Origin of the sequence: Xanthomonas sp. SS (assembly GCF_014236835.1) — a bacterium.
Taxonomy (GTDB): Bacteria; Pseudomonadota; Gammaproteobacteria; order Xanthomonadales; family Xanthomonadaceae; genus Xanthomonas_A.
In genome coordinates, this window is the sequence record NZ_CP051190.1 from 1,005,315 (window position 1) to 1,021,850 (window position 16,536).

General features: G+C 67.8%; 12 protein-coding genes and 1 riboswitch. Of the genes, 7 read left to right on the forward strand and 5 right to left on the reverse strand.

From position 1 onward, the window contains the following. The first annotated feature begins 114 nt into the window (after positions 1-114). Positions 115-215, forward strand: a riboswitch (TPP riboswitch). A 109-nt stretch (positions 216-324) separates the two neighbouring features. From thiC to HEP74_RS04275, 5 genes are all read left to right on the forward strand, one after another. Beyond that, positions 325-2,202 (forward strand): phosphomethylpyrimidine synthase ThiC, encoded by a 1,878-nt coding sequence (gene thiC, locus HEP74_RS04255; RefSeq protein ID WP_185815334.1) that lies wholly within the window; start codon positions 325-327, stop codon positions 2,200-2,202. 71 nt (positions 2,203-2,273) lie between these two features. Further along, positions 2,274-2,939 (forward strand): ion channel, encoded by a 666-nt coding sequence (locus tag HEP74_RS04260; protein ID WP_185815335.1) that lies wholly within the window; start codon positions 2,274-2,276, stop codon positions 2,937-2,939. A 254-nt stretch (positions 2,940-3,193) separates the two neighbouring features. Next, the gene (locus HEP74_RS04265; protein WP_185815336.1) at positions 3,194-5,536 is read left to right on the forward strand and encodes a winged helix-turn-helix domain-containing protein; all 2,343 of its coding nucleotides are present in this window, start codon (positions 3,194-3,196) and stop codon (positions 5,534-5,536) included. 121 nt (positions 5,537-5,657) lie between these two features. Continuing rightward, complete coding sequence (locus HEP74_RS04270) at positions 5,658-6,554, forward strand: helix-turn-helix transcriptional regulator (RefSeq protein ID WP_185815337.1); 897 nt, start codon at positions 5,658-5,660, stop codon at positions 6,552-6,554. 49 nt (positions 6,555-6,603) lie between these two features. Further along, complete coding sequence (locus tag HEP74_RS04275) at positions 6,604-9,480, forward strand: TonB-dependent receptor plug domain-containing protein (RefSeq protein ID WP_185815338.1); 2,877 nt, start codon at positions 6,604-6,606, stop codon at positions 9,478-9,480. 487 nt (positions 9,481-9,967) lie between these two features. Here HEP74_RS04275 and HEP74_RS04280 read toward each other — a convergent pair whose 3' ends face one another. Then, the gene (locus HEP74_RS04280) at positions 9,968-11,083 is read right to left on the reverse strand and encodes an HDOD domain-containing protein (protein WP_185815339.1); all 1,116 of its coding nucleotides are present in this window, start codon (positions 11,081-11,083) and stop codon (positions 9,968-9,970) included. A 162-nt stretch (positions 11,084-11,245) separates the two neighbouring features. Continuing rightward, positions 11,246-11,779: an inorganic diphosphatase gene (ppa, locus tag HEP74_RS04285; protein WP_179567039.1), complete on the reverse strand. Its 534-nt coding sequence runs from the start codon at positions 11,777-11,779 to the stop codon at positions 11,246-11,248. Positions 11,780-11,973: 194 nt separating this feature from the next. Here ppa and HEP74_RS04290 point away from each other — a divergent pair, with 194 nt between their 5' ends. Continuing rightward, on the forward strand, positions 11,974-12,462 hold the full coding sequence (locus HEP74_RS04290) for a hypothetical protein (protein ID WP_185815340.1): 489 nt from the start codon (positions 11,974-11,976) through the stop codon (positions 12,460-12,462). Between the two features lie 59 nt (positions 12,463-12,521). On the opposite strand, the gene HEP74_RS04295 is transcribed toward HEP74_RS04290, so the two are convergent. Further along, entirely contained in the window at positions 12,522-14,549 is a 2,028-nt protein-coding gene (locus tag HEP74_RS04295; RefSeq protein ID WP_185815341.1) for a sodium-translocating pyrophosphatase, read from the reverse strand. Positions 14,550-14,806: 257 nt separating this feature from the next. Between HEP74_RS04295 and HEP74_RS04300 the strand changes: the two genes are divergently transcribed. Continuing rightward, on the forward strand, positions 14,807-15,346 hold the full coding sequence (locus HEP74_RS04300) for a hypothetical protein (protein ID WP_255427886.1): 540 nt from the start codon (positions 14,807-14,809) through the stop codon (positions 15,344-15,346). 279 nt (positions 15,347-15,625) lie between these two features. On the opposite strand, the gene HEP74_RS04305 is transcribed toward HEP74_RS04300, so the two are convergent. Next, positions 15,626-15,853, reverse strand: a complete 228-nt coding sequence (locus HEP74_RS04305) for a DUF6434 domain-containing protein (RefSeq protein ID WP_185815342.1) — start codon at positions 15,851-15,853, stop codon at positions 15,626-15,628. A 141-nt stretch (positions 15,854-15,994) separates the two neighbouring features. Next, positions 15,995-16,534: a DUF308 domain-containing protein gene (locus tag HEP74_RS04310; protein ID WP_185815343.1), complete on the reverse strand. Its 540-nt coding sequence runs from the start codon at positions 16,532-16,534 to the stop codon at positions 15,995-15,997. Positions 16,535-16,536: the final 2 nt, after the last annotated feature.

Here is a 16,536-nt window from a genome sequence, read left to right on the forward strand (position 1 = left end):
CCGGGGTTTGCCGCAATGGCGTGCGCGCGTGCCGGCGCTGACAAGAAGCGGGTCCGGTTGTGCGCCGATTCAGCTGCGCGCGGTTGGCTGCGGCCGCAGAAACGGGTCTAATGGGCGCAGAAGCGGGGGTACCGCCGGCGCAGGCCGCGGTTGAGACAGTCCCTTCGAACCTGATCCGGTTGATACCGGCGTAGGGAAGCTTCGCAAGCCCGGTCCATGCGCTTTTTGCGCCGGTCCGTGCCGCGCCGCCGCTTCGTCCGTGATGCGAGTTCGCTCGCAACCGCCCGCACTCGCTGCAGGCTCTCAGAAATAGGACGAATGCCGATGAATGCCGTACCCAGCCCGTTGCTGCAGCAGGCCGATACCCTGTCCGAGTCGGTGACCCGGCCGATCCCCGGTTCGCGCAAGATCTTCGTGCCAGGCTCGCGTCCGGACCTGCGCGTGCCGATGCGCGAGATCCAGCTGACCCGCACCCCGACCCTGTTCGGCGGCGAAGACAATCCGCCGGTCACCGTGTACGACACCTCCGGGCCGTATACCGATCCGGACGCGAGCATCGACCTGCGCGCCGGCCTGACGCCGCTGCGCGCGCGCTGGATCGAAGAGCGCGGCGACACCGCCGCGCTGGAACAACTCAGCTCCGATTTCGGCCGCGGCCGCGAGCACAACGCGCGGCTGGACGCGGTGCGCTTCCCGGCCCGGCACCTGCCGCGGCGCGCGCTGGCCGGTGCCAACGTCACCCAGATGCACTACGCGCGGCGCGGCATCGTCACTCCGGAGATGGAGTTCGTGGCGATCCGCGAGAACCAGCGGCTGGAGGCGGTGCGCGATGCGCTGCTGCGCCAGCAGCATCCCGGCGAGGCGTTCGGCGCCAGCATCCAGCACGTCATCACCCCCGAGTTCGTGCGCGACGAGATCGCCCGCGGCCGCGCCATCCTGCCCAACAACATCAACCATCCGGAAAGCGAGCCGATGATCATCGGCCGCAATTTCCTGACCAAGATCAACGCCAACATCGGCAACAGCGCGCTCAGCTCGGGCATCGCCGAGGAAGTGGAGAAGCTGGTGTGGTCGATCCGCTGGGGCGGCGACACGGTGATGGACCTGTCCACCGGCAAGCACATCCACGAGACCCGCGAGTGGATCATCCGCAACGCGCCGGTGCCGATCGGCACGGTGCCGATCTACCAGGCGCTGGAGAAGGTCGATGGCCGCGCCGAGGAACTGACCTGGGAGATCTTCCGCGACACGCTGATCGAGCAGGCCGAGCAGGGCGTGGACTACTTCACCATTCACGCCGGGGTGCTGCTGCGCTACGTGCCGCTGACCGCCAAACGCGTCACCGGCATCGTCTCGCGCGGCGGCTCGATCCTGGCCAAGTGGTGCCTGGCGCATCACAAGGAGAACTTCCTCTACACCCACTTCGAGGACATCTGCGAGATCATGAAGGCCTACGACGTGGCCTTCTCGCTGGGCGACGGGCTGCGCCCGGGCTGCATCGCCGATGCCAACGACGCGGCGCAGTTCGGCGAGCTGGAAACGCTGGGCGAACTGACCAAGCTGGCGTGGAAGCACGACGTGCAGACCATGATCGAAGGCCCCGGCCACGTGCCGATGCAGTTGATCAAGGAGAACATGGACAAGCAGCTGCGCGAATGCGGCGAGGCGCCGTTCTACACGCTGGGGCCGCTGACCACCGACATCGCGCCCGGCTACGACCACATCACCTCGGCGATCGGCGCGGCGATGATCGGCTGGTTCGGCACCGCGATGCTGTGCTACGTGACGCCCAAGGAGCACCTGGGCCTGCCCAACCGGCAGGACGTGCGCGACGGCATCATGGCCTACAAGATTGCCGCGCACGCGGCCGACCTGGCCAAGGGACATCCGGGCGCGCAGGTGCGCGACAACGCGCTGTCCAAGGCGCGCTTCGAATTCCGCTGGGACGACCAGTTCCATCTCGGCCTGGACCCGGAAAAGGCCAAGGAATTCCACGACGAGACGCTGCCCAAGGACGCGCACAAGCTGGCGCACTTCTGTTCGATGTGCGGCCCGCATTTCTGCTCGATGAAGATTACCCAGGACGTGCGCGACTACGCCGCCGAGCACGGCGTCGGCGAGACCGACGCGCTGCACGCCGGCATGGCCGAGAAATCGGCGCAATTCCTGGATGCCGGCGCCGAGGTCTATCGGCAGGAATAGGCCGGGGGATCGTCCCGCCGCCGTGGCGTGCGCTTGTCTATGATGCGCGCACGCCACTTCCGGAATTCCGCATGCTCCGCTACGCGCTCGCCTTGCGCCGCCACCCGTCCGCGTTGCTGCTGGGCGTGCAATTGCTGGGCCTGCTGCTGTATCCGCTGATGGAAGACACCGCCGCCGGGCGCGCGCTGTTCGGCGCGTTCGGCATCGTGGTGCTGGGCCTGGCGCTGTGGGTGGTCAACCGCAGCCCGTCGGTGCTGTGGATCGCCTGGTGCCTGGCGCTGCCGTCGGTGGTGCTGTCGATCGCCGCGGCGCTGTGTCACAGCCCGCAGCTCGGCGCGTTCGCGCAACTGCTGGAAAGCCTGCTGTATTTCTATACCGCGGCCAGCCTGATCGCCTACATGCTGCAGGACCACGAGGTCACTCGCGACGAACTGTACGCGGCCGGCGCGACCTTCACCTTGCTGGCATGGGCGTTCGCCTTCGCATTCTCGGTGTGCCAGCAGTGGCTGCCGGGCAGCTTCATCGGCGCGCAGACGACGCAGTCGCCGCGGACCTGGATGGAGCTGCTGTATCTGAGTTTCAGCGTGCTGTCCGGGGTCGGCCTCAGCGACGTGCTGCCGGTGCTGCCGCTGGCGCGTTCGCTGGTGATGCTCGAACAGTTCGCCGGGGTGATGTATATCGCCCTGGTGGTGTCGCGGCTGATTGGGCTCAGCGTCACACGCAAAACCAAAGCCTGAACAATCGCTAAAAAAAACGCGCCAACTGGCGCGTAATCTTGCAACGTTTATGTGAGTTTCGTCGGCGGAGAGAGAGCCTGTAGTGCTTCGCCGCGGTTGGCGGCGGCAACGACTAGGGTAGAATTTGTCGGCATCGCCACGCCTGGCCGCATTCGTCGCATTGGTTTGCCGAATCTGCCCGTTGACGCCATACGGCGCCACTTTTGCCGTGACGTGGTTCCCACTCCATCGCAGATCGTCGTCGCCTTAGTCGCATGTCCTCGTCATCCTCCGCCACTCCACTGCTTCCGGAACGGTTGCAGGTCGGCGATTGCCTGGTGCTGCTGTCGCTGCGCGAAGTGCATGCGCCGCGCGCGCGGCGACCGCAGCGGCTCACGCCCAAGGCGATGGGCGTGCTGCGCGTGCTGTTGGCGCAGCCGGGACAGGTGGTGGAGCGCGAGACCTTGCTGGCCCAGGTGTGGCCGGACACGCAGCCGACCAACGATGTGGTGACCCAGGCCATCACCCAATTGCGCAAGGCGTTTACTGCCGGTGCGAAGGGCGACGCGCCGGCCTATATCGAGACGCTGGCCAAGACCGGTTATCGCCTGGTGGCGCCGGTGCAGGCGCTGGCGGACATGGAGGCCGATGCCGGCGCGCCGGCGGCTGCTGCGGCGAGCAAGGACCTGCGCGCCGATGCCGATGCCGACGTCGCGGTGCCGGCGGTCGCCGACGCAGCGCCGTCGCCGGCCGCGGTGGTGCCTGCGCCGCCGTCGCGCCGTTTGCAGGCGCTGCTGGCGGCCGCCGCGGGCGCCGGCCTGATGTTGCTGGCGATGCTGGTCTGGTGGCTGCCGCGGGGCGGCCAGGACCCGGCCGGCAGCGAGCAGGAGCGGGTGGTCGGCAGCCCGGAGCGGCCGTACCGATTGATCACCACCATGCCGGGCTTCGAGGTGGAGCCGGCGTTGTCGCCGGATGGTGCGCAGGTGGCGTATGCCGCCGGGATCGAGGGCCGCGCAGGGACGCAACTGCTGGTGCAGGCGACCGGCCGTGCGGCCGGCGGCGTGCCGCCGCGCTCGCTGGGCGTGCCGGGCAAGGGCTATTCCGACAGGTTGCCGGCCTGGTCGCCGGATGGCCGCCGCATCGCCTTTGCCCGGCTGGGGCCGGAGGGTCAGTGCCAGGTGCTGCTGGTGGCCGCCGACAAGCCTGGCGTGACGCGCGAAGCGACCCGCTGCGACGGCACCGAGCTGCTCAGTTTCGACTGGACGCCGGACGGGCGCGGCCTGCTGTTCGGCAGCATGACCGGGCGCCAGCCCAGCCGCGGGATCCGCGTACTGGATCTGGCCAGCGGGCACTGGCGTGCGCTGCCCTACACGCTCGGAGCGGGCGATTTCGACTACGCGCCGCGTTATTCGCCCGATGGCCAGTGGATCGCCTTCGTGCGCAACCCGCAGATGGGCGGCCTGTGGCGGATGCCGGCCGGCGGCGGCCGCGCCGAGCCGCTGACCCGCGAGTTCGCCGAGATCCGTGGCTGGGACTGGACCCAGGACAGCCGCGGCCTGGTGTTCGGGCGCCGGGTCGACAGCGAGACGCGCCTGTATCGGCTGGATACCGCCTCGCAGCGCCTGCGCGACCTGGACCTGGGCGACGCGCAGTCGCCGACCCTGTCGCGCGACGGCGAACGGCTCGCGTTCGTGCACCGGCGTCCGCAGTTCGCGCTGTATCGCATCTCCGCCGCGGACCGCCAGGGCAACCGCGAGAGCCAGCGCCTGTTCGCCTCCACCGGGCGCGACAGCCAGCCGGTGATCGCGCCCGACGGCCGCCAACTGGTCTTCACCTCCGACCGTTCCGGCAGTTTCGCGCTGTGGTGGGGCGACGTGACCCGGCCGCAGTCGCTGCGCCTGATCGAGGGCGTGCGCCCGGAAACCGGGCAGGCGCCGGCCTGGTCGGCCGACAGCCAGTCGCTGCTGGTCAGCGGCCGCGATGCGCAGGGACGCTCGGCGATCTACGAAGTGCGGCCGCAGTCGGGCAGCGTCGTGCCCTTGCCGGTGCCTTCCGGCGAACCGCTGCAGGCGGCGTACACCGCCGATCCGGCGCAGCTGCTGGTGCTGCTCGGCGAGAACGGCCGCACCCGGCTGCAGTTGTACGACCGGCGCAGCCTACCGTGGCGGCGGCTGGCGGCGCTGGACGATGTCTCGCAGCTGCGCGTGGACCCGGACAGCGGGCGCGTGCTGTTCACTCGCCTGGCGCGCAGCGGCCTGTGGCGCGCCGACGCGACCCTGGACCCGGCCAGCGTGGCGGCAGTCGACGCGGCGGTGCCGTCGCTGTGGCGCTACCGCACCTGGGCGCTGGGTGCGGGCGGCGAGGTGCGCTATCTGTTCCCGACCGGCGAGTGCGCCAGCCGGCTGGCGCGGATCGGCGGCGGCCTCGGCGACAGCGCATGCCTGGACCGCGACCGGCTCAGTTCGGCCAATGGCTTCAGCATCGATCGGCGCAGCGGCGACGTGTATGCGGCGCTGGCGGTGGAGGATGGCAGCGACATCGGCTTCATGCGCATGCCCGAGAGCACCGGCTGGTTCTCGGTGATCGCCTCCAAGTGGTTGCTGCATAAGGGAAAGTGAGCATCGTAAGTTGTTCGTGACCGCTTCGTGCCGATTTCGGACAAACATCGCCACATCGTCCTGACCCTGCCGCCACATCCGGCAACACTGCGCGCCGGTTCAAGCAAAGCGGGTGCATCGGATGCGACAAGTCTTCCTGGCCGATCGTGGGCAGCAACGGATCCTGGATAACGAGGACGCGCCCACCGGCTCGGCCTGCCTGGGCGCGGCGCGCCTGGGTAGCCTGCAGGCCTCGGCCGCCGCGTTCACGGTCTGGATCCAACTGCGCGGCAGCGCCTGGATCGAAGCCAAGGAAGGCCGCTTCGAACTGCAGCGCGGTCAGTGGCTGGCCTTCGAGCGCGATTCGCGGCCGCTGGTGCAGGCCGATCGCGACGGCTTGTGCATCGGCCTCAGCCTGGACGCCGACGCATTGAAGGCGCTTGGGCGGATGGCCGATGCGACCCTGTATGCCGGCCGCGGCGTGCTGCCGCCGCGCGAAGCGCGGATCGCGCTGCGGCTGTGGCGGCAGGCGGCGGCGCGGCCGGGCGATGTGCTGGCGATGCGTCCGGTGTTGCTGCACCTGGCCTCGATGCAGGGCGAGTTGTCGCACCGCGTGCAGCGTTGCCCCGGGCGTTCGCGGGTGCGCAAGCGCCAGGTGTTCGGGCGCATGCAGCGCGCGCATCTGTATCTGGAAGGGCACCGCGACCGCGTGGTGCGGATCAGCGAACTGGCCGAACTGACCAACTTCTCCAGTTGGTATCTGTCCAAGACTTTCCAATGCCTGTACGAGGAAAGCCCGCAGGCGCTGTCGGCGCGCCTGCGCCTGGAGCGCGCCGCGGACCTGCTGCGCGACACGGCGATGATGATCGGCGAGGTCGCCGCGGCCAGCGGCTTCGACAACTGTTGCAGCTTCGCCCGCGCCTTTCGTGCGCGCTTCGGCGTATCCGCTTCGCAATATCGGCAGGCGGCGACCGTGCCGCCAGAGTCGGCAAAGTCTGCGAACGGCCCCAGCAAAGCGCCGGTGCTCACCGGAACGTAACGTGCCCAGGGCGCTTAACACGCCCCTAACGTTACCCCTGGAGAGATGAATGAACCTTCGCACTTCCGCAGTGCGGCTGGGCCTGTTGCCCGCCAGCATCGCGATCGCGTTGACGCCGGCTATCGCCGGCGCGCAAGAAGCCACCGCTACCGATAGCAATCCGACCAACCTCGACCGTATCGAGGTCACCGGTTCGCGCATCCGTCAGGCCAGCTCGGAAACCGCGCAGCCGGTAATCGCGCTGCAGCGCGCCGACATCGAGAAGCAGGGCTACACCAGCGTCGCCGATATCGTGCAGAACCTGTCGGCCACCGGTTCGCCGGCGATCAGCCGCGCCGATGCGTTGTCCTCGGGCGAAGAAGTCGGCGGCCAGTACGTCGATCTGCGTAACCTCGGCCCGCAGCGCACCCTGGTGCTGCTGGACGGCAAGCGCATGGGCGTCAGCTCCGGCGGCTACACCGATCTGGCCTCGATCCCGACCTCGATGGTCGAGCGCGTGGAAGTGCTGACCGACGGCGCGTCGGCGCTGTACGGCTCCGACGCCATCGCCGGCGTGATCAACGTGATCACCCGCAAGAACTTCGATGGTCTGGAAGCCAGCGCCTACGTCGGCCAGTACGGCCAGGGCGACGGCCACAAGGAAACCTACAACTTCGTCTACGGCGCCAGCAACGACCGCGGTTCGCTGACCCTCGGCGCCGAGTACAGCAAGGAAGATCCGGTCTACGCCAAGGATCGCGATTACAGCGCGTCGCCGAACGGCTACTTCCACCCGGTTCCGACCGCCGATGCCTCCAACGGCTGGAGCGCGATCAGCGAGAAGGGTGTGCTGCTCGACGCGGACGGCAACATGTATTCGCTGAATCCGGGCGGCAACCCGCGCAACTTCGCCGACTACCACGACTTCAGCAACGCCGATCTGTCCAACCCGAGCCAGCAGATGTTCCTGCAGACCGGGATCGAGCGCCGCTCGGTGTTCGCCAACGGCAACTTCGATTTCACCGACAACGTCCGTGGTACTGCCAGCGTGCTGTACACCGAGCGCGAGACGCTGCAGCAGGTCGCCGGCTATCCGTACCGTTCGGTGGCGTTCGACAGCCCGCTGTCGGGTGAGAGCTACTTCAATCCGCTGCCGGGCCAGGACGTCGATTTCATGCGCCGTACCTGGGAAGTGCCGCGCCAGACCCGTTCCGAGCTGAACACCTTCCGCTTCAGCGGCGGGCTCGAAGGTTCGTTCCAGCTGGGCGACAATTACTGGGATTGGGACGTCGGCTACGTCTACAACCGCAACAAGGGCACCAAGACCGGTACCGGCAACCTGTTCGTTCCGAACGTGCAGAACGCGGTCGGCCCGTCGTTCCTGGACAGCGATGGCGTGGTCAAGTGCGGCTCTGCCGGCAACGTGATCGCCGGTTGCATGCCGTGGAACCCCCTGCTGCCGAACGGTACCGCCGGTGCCGGCTCGCTGGCCGATCCGGCGCTGCAGGCGTATCTGTTCCTGCCGTCGCACGACACCTCGATGAGCACCACCAAGGTGTACAGCGCCAACCTCAGCGGCACCATCATGGCGCTGCCGGCCGGCGACCTGGCGATGGCCGCAGGCGTCGAGCACCGCAGCGAAGACGCGCGCTACGATCCCGACGCCCTGCTGCAGTCCGGCCTGAGCACCGACCTGGCCGGCGCGCCGACCCGCGGCGGTTACTCGCTGGACGAGGTGTACCTGGAGTTCAACATCCCGGTGCTGGCCGACATGCCCTTCGCCAAGGAACTGTCGTTCGACGTGGCCGGTCGTTACTCGGACTACAACACCTTCGGCGACACCACCAACAGCAAGTTCGGCCTGAAGTGGAAGCCGATCGACGACCTGCTGGTGCGCGGCACCTACGCCACCGGCTTCCGTGCGCCGACCGTGTCCGACCTGTACGGCGGCACCTCGCAGACCTTCGACTCCTACACCGATCCGTGCGACACCCTGTTCGGTGCCGCGACCCGCAACGCGGGCGTGGCCACGCGCTGCGGCGGTACGGTGCCGGCGAACTTCCGCCAGGAAGCCTCCGGCGGCGTGGATGCCAGTGGTCCCGGGTCGCAGTCGAACTACGCGTACCTGTCCGGCTCCAACCCGGAGCTGCTGCCGGAAACCTCCAAGACCTACACGCTGGGCCTGGTCTACAGCCCGAGCTACGTGAACGGCCTGGACATCAGCCTGGACTGGTGGAAGATCCGCATCGACAACGTCATCGCTGCCGAATCGGTCACCTCCATCCTCAACCAGTGCTACGTGCAGAACATCGGCGCGGCCTGCGACCGTTTCGTGCGTGATGCCACCAGCGGCCAGGTCATCGACGTGACCCGTACCCTGATCAACGGCGGCTACCAGGAAACCGCCGGCTACGATCTGGGCGTGCGCTACCGTCTGAGCGACACCGGCTTCGGCAACTTCGTGTTCGACTGGAAGACCACCTACGTGGACTACCAGGAATACAAGCGCGACAACGAGTCTGAAACGCCGATCGAGCAGCACAATGGCTGGGGCAGCAGCGACTGGGGTTCCAACTTCCGCGTCCGTTCCAACTTGAACGTGGATTGGAGCTACGGCAGCTTCGGCGTCAACTGGGGTGTGCGTTACTACTCCGGTCTGCGCGAGGCTTGCACGTACGATCTGGGTGGCGGTTCGGAGTGCAACGAGCCGGGCTTCACCTCCGCGTACACGCTGGAGCAGCCGTCGCGCACAGTCGGTTCCAACACGTTCCACGATGTGCAGATCCGCTACAACGCGCCGTGGGATGCCACCGTGTCGTTGGGTGCCAACAACGTGTTCAATCACCAGGGCCCGATCATGTACAGCCAGCCCAACTCGAACTTCTCGTACAACGGAAGCTTCGACATCGGCCGCATGCTCTACATGAAGTACACCCAGCGCTTCTGATCCATCGGCGTCTGAGTAACAAAAAAGGACGGGCCGCAAGGCCCGTCTTTTTTTGCTTTCGGCGCACATCGAATGCGGCGGCGGCGAGAGGTTGAGCGGTGAGCGAGGAGGGCGGCGGTTTTTTTGTGGGAGCGACTTCAGTCGCGACGGACACTACCGATAACGCGTCGCGATTGATGGCCCGACGCCACCCGGAATGACTCCCGCAAGAAAGGCCGCAGCGCCGGTGTCCCGCTATCGCTGCGGCGAATGGTCATGGCGGCAGTGTCGGACACGAGGGGGGGCGAAGACAGCGAAGCTGAGCCGATGTGTCTACTTGGATGGTCTGTGTCGATGACGCATCGCCGGAATTGCCGGCAAGCCGCCGGCGTCAGCGCCGCGTGGGGCACTGCTCATTCCTTTCGATACGATGCGCGATGGGGTCGGCTCTCACGTGAGAGCCGCTTTCCCATCAACTTCCCGCGCCGCGAGGGCAGCGCGGCCGCGGCTAGGCCGAGGTCAGCCCCATCAGGTTGTCCGCCTGTTCGCGCCAGGTCGGCAGCTTGTTCAGCGTGCCGGTCTTGGCCAGGTAGTCCTCATCGATCTCCGAGCCGCTGGCCAGCGCCATCGCCACGTGCACCGCGCCGGTGACCCAGAAGCTGCGGGTACTGGAACGCTGCGGCTCGCGGTGGAACGCCACCGCTTCGATGATCGGCATCGGCAGGCCCCACAGGCCGAGCAGGTAGGCGCCCGCCTCGGCATGACCGGGACGTTCGTCGTCGCCTTCGACGGCAGGCTCGCGCTCGTTGCGGATGCCCGGCAGCAGCAGGCCGATGTCGGCCAGCAGCGCGGCGGTCGCGCCCAGTTCGGCGCTGGAGGACGGCAGCATCTTCGACGCCAGCTTCGACGCCAGCAGCGAGCGCTGCTGCAGCGCGTTGCGTTCGGCATTGGACAGCCCCTGCACCGAGAACACTTCGCTGGCCAGGACCAGGTCGCGCAAGGTGGCGATGCCCAGCCGCGTGACGGCGGTGCGCAGGTCGGAAATCGTGCGGCCGTTGGAGAAGTACGCCGAATTGCACAGCTGCAGCACCTTGGCCGCGATCGCCGGATCGGCCGAGACCAGCTTGGCCAGGTCGGCGGCGTTGCTGCCGTCGTCCTGTTCCAGCGCATGCATCAGACTCAGGTACAGGTGCGGCGGCGAGGGCAGCTTCTCGATGCGGCCGATGCTGGCGCGCAGCCGGGGATCGCCCAGCAGCTCCTGCAGTTCCTCGATGCTGGTGACCGCCTCGAGCAGCATTTCCGGCGACAGCGGCAGCGGCAGGAAGCGATGCGCCACGCCGATGATGCGCGCCGGCGGCGCGCGGTTGCTCTGCTCGGCGTCGATCAGCGCGATGCGGATGGTTTCCGGACTCAGCGTGCGGATCTGGCCGAGCAGGGTGGCCGTGGTCAGGTCCGGCAGCGCCGGCGCGGCGATCACCGCATCCAGCTGCACGGTCGCGGCGGCGGCGATGGCGGCATTGCCGTCGGTCACGGTCTGGACCTGCCAGTCCTCGCCCAATTCGCGGATGTATGCGGTGACTTCGGCCGGCAGGCTCGCCTCGTCGCCGACGAACAGGATACGCAAGAGACTACCCCCCAAGAGGGGCCGGTTCACGCTCGACCGGCCCGGACATTCGTTCAGCAATGTACTCTAAACCCCGGAATACGGCAGCGTCCGTATTCGTAAAACGTGAAGCGAGTCAGCCACGGCGGGCGATCCCCCCCGCCGCGGCGTCGGTTCGTCAGGTCAGGCGCCGGCCTTGTAGCGCTCGACCGCGTCCAGCAGGATCTGCTTGGCCTCGGCGGCGTTGCCCCAGCCGTCCAGCTTGACCCACTTGCCCTTCTCCAGATCCTTGTAGTGCTCGAAGAAGTGGCCGATGCGCTCCATCCAGTGGCCCGACACCTGGGCGATGTCCTCGATGTGGCCGTAGCCCTCGAACACCTTCGCTACCGGCACCGCCAGGATCTTCTCGTCGCTGCCGGCCTCGTCGCTCATCTTGAGCACGCCGACCGGGCGACAACGCACCACGCAGCCGGGCACCAGCGGCAGCGGCAGCACCACCAGCACGTCGGCCGGGTCGCCGTCGCCGCACAGGGTGTTGGGCACGTAGCCGTAGTTGCAGGGATAGCGCATCGGCGTGGAAAGGATGCGGTCGACGAAGATCGCGCCGCTGGCCTTGTCCACTTCGTACTTGACCGGCTCCGAATCCTTGGGGATTTCGATGACGACGTTGATTTCTTCCGGGAGATTCTTGCCGGAGGTGACCAGTTCCAGACCCATGCGCTAGCTCCAGTGGAGTGGCTTCAAAGAGGCCTGCATTCTAGTCGGTTGGCTGTTGCAATGCAGCGTGGGCGGCTCAGCCTATTCCTACAAGGCTTTCGGACTCCGTACCGCTGCGCATGGGCAGGTTTCCGATAGTGCCATTCGCTCTCCCGGGAGACGCTGTGTCCACAGTCCACCCAAGGAGCAAGACGATGAAAGGAATCCGGTATTCGATGGGCCCGCTGCTGGCGGTCGTGTTGCTGGCCTGTGGCGCATCCCACGCACAGGCGCAGCAGCAGGTCTACGTGGATGCGGTCGACTATCCCACCGCGGGCGCGGGCTGGGAGGCGTTCGACGACCTGGAGCGGCGTCTGGCCGAGGACTTCGACCAGAGTTGCGGCGACACCTTCTGCGAGGGCGAGTACAGCGACTACCAGCCGCTGCGCTACCGCTGCTCGGTACGCCAACGCGATGGGGCGATCGGGCAGTGCGTGTGGACCTTCGGTGCCAGCGAGGCCAGCATCGACCCGGCCACCGGCCAGGTGCAGGTGGATGCGAAGCTGTGGCAGTGCCCCACGCCGTTGCTGCCGCAGACCCGGCTGGTGGCGCTGTACCAGGCGCTGGCCGGGGAGCATCCGTTGTTCGCGCCGCTGCCGCACAGCCAGCGCAGCGTCAACGACGGCTTGATCGATTGCCTGTAGTCGCGCTGCGTGCGGCCCGGCGCCGGCGGATCGCCAGCGCCGGTGCCGGGCGCGTGCCGCTACAGCAGCGGCACCATCAGGAGGGCGACGATGTTGATGATCTTGATCAGCGGATTGATCGCCGGGCCGGCGGTGTCCTTGTACGGATCGCCGACGGTGTCGCCGGTGACCGCTGCCTTGTGCGCCTCGCTGCCCTTGCCGCCGAAGTGGCCGTCCTCGATGTACTTCTTGGCGTTGTCCCAGGCGCCGCCGCCGGTGGTCATCGAAATCGCCACGAACAGCCCGGTGACGATGGTGCCGATCAGCAGGCCGCCGAGCGCGCGCGGGCCGAGCAGCAGCCCGACCACCACCGGCACCGCCACCGGCAGCAGCGACGGCACGATCATTTCGCGGATCGCCGAACGGGTCAGCATGTCCACCGCGCGGTCGTACTGCGGCTTGCCGGTGCCTTCCATGATGCCGGGGATCTCGCGGAACTGGCGCCGCACCTCCTCGACCACGGCGCCAGCGGCGCGGCCCACCGCCTCCATCGCCATCGCGCCGAAAAGGTACGGGATCAGGCCGCCGAGCAGCAGGCCGATGATCACCGTGTGGTCGGACAGGTCGAAAGCGAAGGTTTCGCCCGGATGCGCGGCGCGCAGGTTGTGCGTGTAGTCGGCGAACAGCACCAGGGCGGCCAGCGCGGCCGAACCGATCGCATAGCCCTTGGTCACCGCCTTGGTGGTGTTTCCGACCGCGTCCAGCGGGTCGGTCACCGCGCGCACTTCCGGCGGCAGCTCGGCCATCTCGGCGATGCCGCCGGCGTTGTCGGTGATCGGCCCGTAGGCGTCCAGCGCGACGATCATGCCGGCCATCGACAGCATCGCCGTGGCAGCGATGGCGATGCCGTACAGGCCCGACAGCGCGAACGCGCCCCAGATCGCCGCGCACACCGCGATCACCGGCAGTGCGGTCGATTTCATCGAGATGCCGAGCCCGGCGATGATGTTGGTGCCGTGGCCGGTGGTCGAGGCCTGCGCCACGTGCTGCACCGGCTTGTACTGGGTACCGGTGTAGTACTCGGTGATCCACACGATCAAGCCGGTCAGCACCAGGCCGATCAGGGCGCAGCCGTAGAGCTTGGTCGCGCCAGCGGCGGTGTCGCCCATCAGTTGCTGGGTCACCGGCCAGAACGCCGCCGCGGCCAGCAGCGCGGACACGATCACGCCCTTGTACAGCGCGCCCATGATCGAGCCGCCGGGACGCACGCGCACGAAGAAGGTGCCGACGATCGAGGCGACGATCGACACCCCGCCGAGCACCAGCGGATACAGCACCGCGTTGCGCCCGGCCTCGGCCGCCATCAGTCCGCCGAGCAGCATGGTGGCGATGACGGTGACCGCGTAGGTCTCGAACAGGTCCGCGGCCATGCCCGCGCAGTCGCCGACGTTGTCGCCGACGTTGTCGGCGATCACCGCCGGGTTGCGCGGATCGTCCTCGGGGATGCCGGCCTCGACCTTGCCGACCAGGTCCGCGCCGACGTCGGCGCCCTTGGTGAAGATGCCGCCGCCCAGGCGCGCGAAGATCGAGATCAGCGAACTGCCGAAGGCCAGGCCGACCAGCGCGTGCAGGCTTTCCTCGACGCTGCGTCCCAGCCATTGCAGCACACCGTAGTAGCCTGCCACGCCGATCAGGCCCAGCCCGACCACCAGCATGCCGGTGATCGCGCCGCCGCGGAACGCCACGTCCATCGCCGGCCCCAGCCCGCGCCGTGCCGCCTCGGCGGTGCGCACGTTGGCGCGCACCGACAGGTTCATGCCGATGTAGCCGGCCACGCCGGACAGTACCGCGCCGATCGCGAAGCCCCCGGCGGTGTACCAGCTCAGGAAGAACCCGACCAGCAGCAACAGCGCCACGCCGGCGATGGCGATGGTCTGGTATTGGCGGTTGAGGTAGGCGCGTGCGCCTTCCTGAATCGCATCGGCGATCTGCCGCATGCGTTCGTTGCCGGCGGGCTGCGCCAGGATCCAGCGTGTGGACACGATGCCATAGAGTATTGCCAAGGCCGCGCACGCCAGTGCCACGGTGACCGCATATCGTTCCAGCATGACCCCTCCCAAGGATGTGGATGACGCCCAAGCGGTGGGACGTACAACGGGATCACACCTAAAGGAGTCTGAGGCATGCAACGACTCCGCGGCCGCAATGCGCCGGTGGTGCGTATCGCAATGTTCGACCTGGCTTGAACCGGGCCGAGTATGCGCCCGGGTTCTGCCCATCGCCAGCGTTGGGCGCCTACGCTGTCTTGGCGCCGCGTTCAGTCGGCGCGTGGCAGCGTTGCGCATCGCTTCCAAGGAGCAAGCCCATGCAATCGACCATCACGGCGCGGCTGCGCGCACTCGCTTCGACCCTGGCGCTGGGCCTTTGCGCCTGCGCGCCGCTGGCGGCGCTGGCCGCCGATCCGGTCCCGGAACTGCAGCGCCAGCCCGGTGCCGCGCAGGCGGTGGGCGTGGTGCACACGATCCGGCAGATCCCCGAAGCCTGTGTGCGCTTCGAAGGCGTCTACACCGGCGATGCGGCGCAGCCCTACAAGTTTTCCGCGGTGCGCAGCAGCCCCACCTGCCAGCCGCGCGCCAAACTGGTGGAGTTCGACCAGGCCAAGCCCAGCGAAGCGACCGGGTGGAAGTTCAACGATGTGATCCGCGTGCCCAGCGCCGCCTGTCCGTCGCAGCAGGCGGTGGTGCGGGTGTGGCGCAAGCCGGTGGCGACCAAGGCGGATCTCGACGGCCAGGGCCAGTCGCGGATCTATCTGGAAGAGGCGAAGAAGCAGGCGGCAACCGGCGCGATCGCGCAGGTGCCGCAGTTCGCCGCGCAGATGACGCTGGAAGGCAAGGACTGCCGCTGAGCCGGTGCGCGTAAGCGCATTCCTTGCGGAATGCAGCCGCTGCGCGACTGTTCGTGCAGCGGAGCCGATGCGTTGCATGGACATCGCGCGGCCGGGCACGTTTCCTGTCTGACGCGATGCGCTTGCATGCTCGCGCCGTTCGCCGTTCGCCGTTCGCCATCCGCGCTCAGCCCGGCCAGCGGCTGCCCGAAATGCATTTTTTCTCAGCCGTGAACGCGCGTTGCCGTGCGCCGCCGCCAGTTTTTAATCGAACGTATAGGCCACGCGAACCGCGCAGCGTTATCGCGCTAGCGACAGTCCTGCCCGCCGCCGGCGCAGCCATTCGTCGGCAACGTCGCCCATGTTCTTGGGCGCGCCGTCCTTGATCCACGCCATGAAGGTCCGATCGAACTTGAACTCGGCTCCGCACGCACCGGCCAGGAACCGGCGCACGGCCTGGGTATTGCGGTAGGTCTCGTCCACCGGCGTTGCGCGGGTGATCGGACCGTTGTGCCAATCGACGTCCATTCTGGTTCCTTGTCGTCGGTTTGCAGGGCGGATGCCGGTTGGCGTGCGCTAGCGTAACCGCATCCTTCGCCGTGAATCCGCCGCGCCTGTTCGCCTGGACAAAAATTCTCCAATGCGGCAAGCGCGTTCTCGCCAGGCGCTTCAGGAAATCGAGGACGCCGGACGCGGTTTCCGGAAGCTCAGCCACAGGCCGGAAAGCAGGAAGTAGAGGCCGCCGAAGCCAGCGTAGGGCGCGAGCTGGGCGAGGGTGGGCGTGGCGCCGAACGACTGGACGACGAAGAACACGCCGGCGAGCGCCGATTGGGCGCCACTGATCATCATGAAGACCTGGCCGCCGAGCTTGCGGCGGCGGATGCCGACGGCGAGCTGGAACAGTCCCGCGAGCAACGCCCATGCGCCGAAGACCAGGACACCGCCCGCGTTGCCATGCAGCGCGAATGCGACCGCCATGGCGACGGCAGTGACGGCACTGACCAGCGCGTTGAACGTCTGCCCCGGGTTGGCACGGAGTCCGCCGCTGCGCCGCGCATCCATAACGTTCGCGAGCGCGTCCCAGGCTGGGTAAATCACCATGAGTGTTCCGGCGAGCGCCGCGGATCCCGGCGAGGAAAGCAGGACCGCGGCGATCCAGGCGAAGGCGACGCCGGCGCGCAGGAGGTAGAAATTGCGAAGTGCGTTCATGG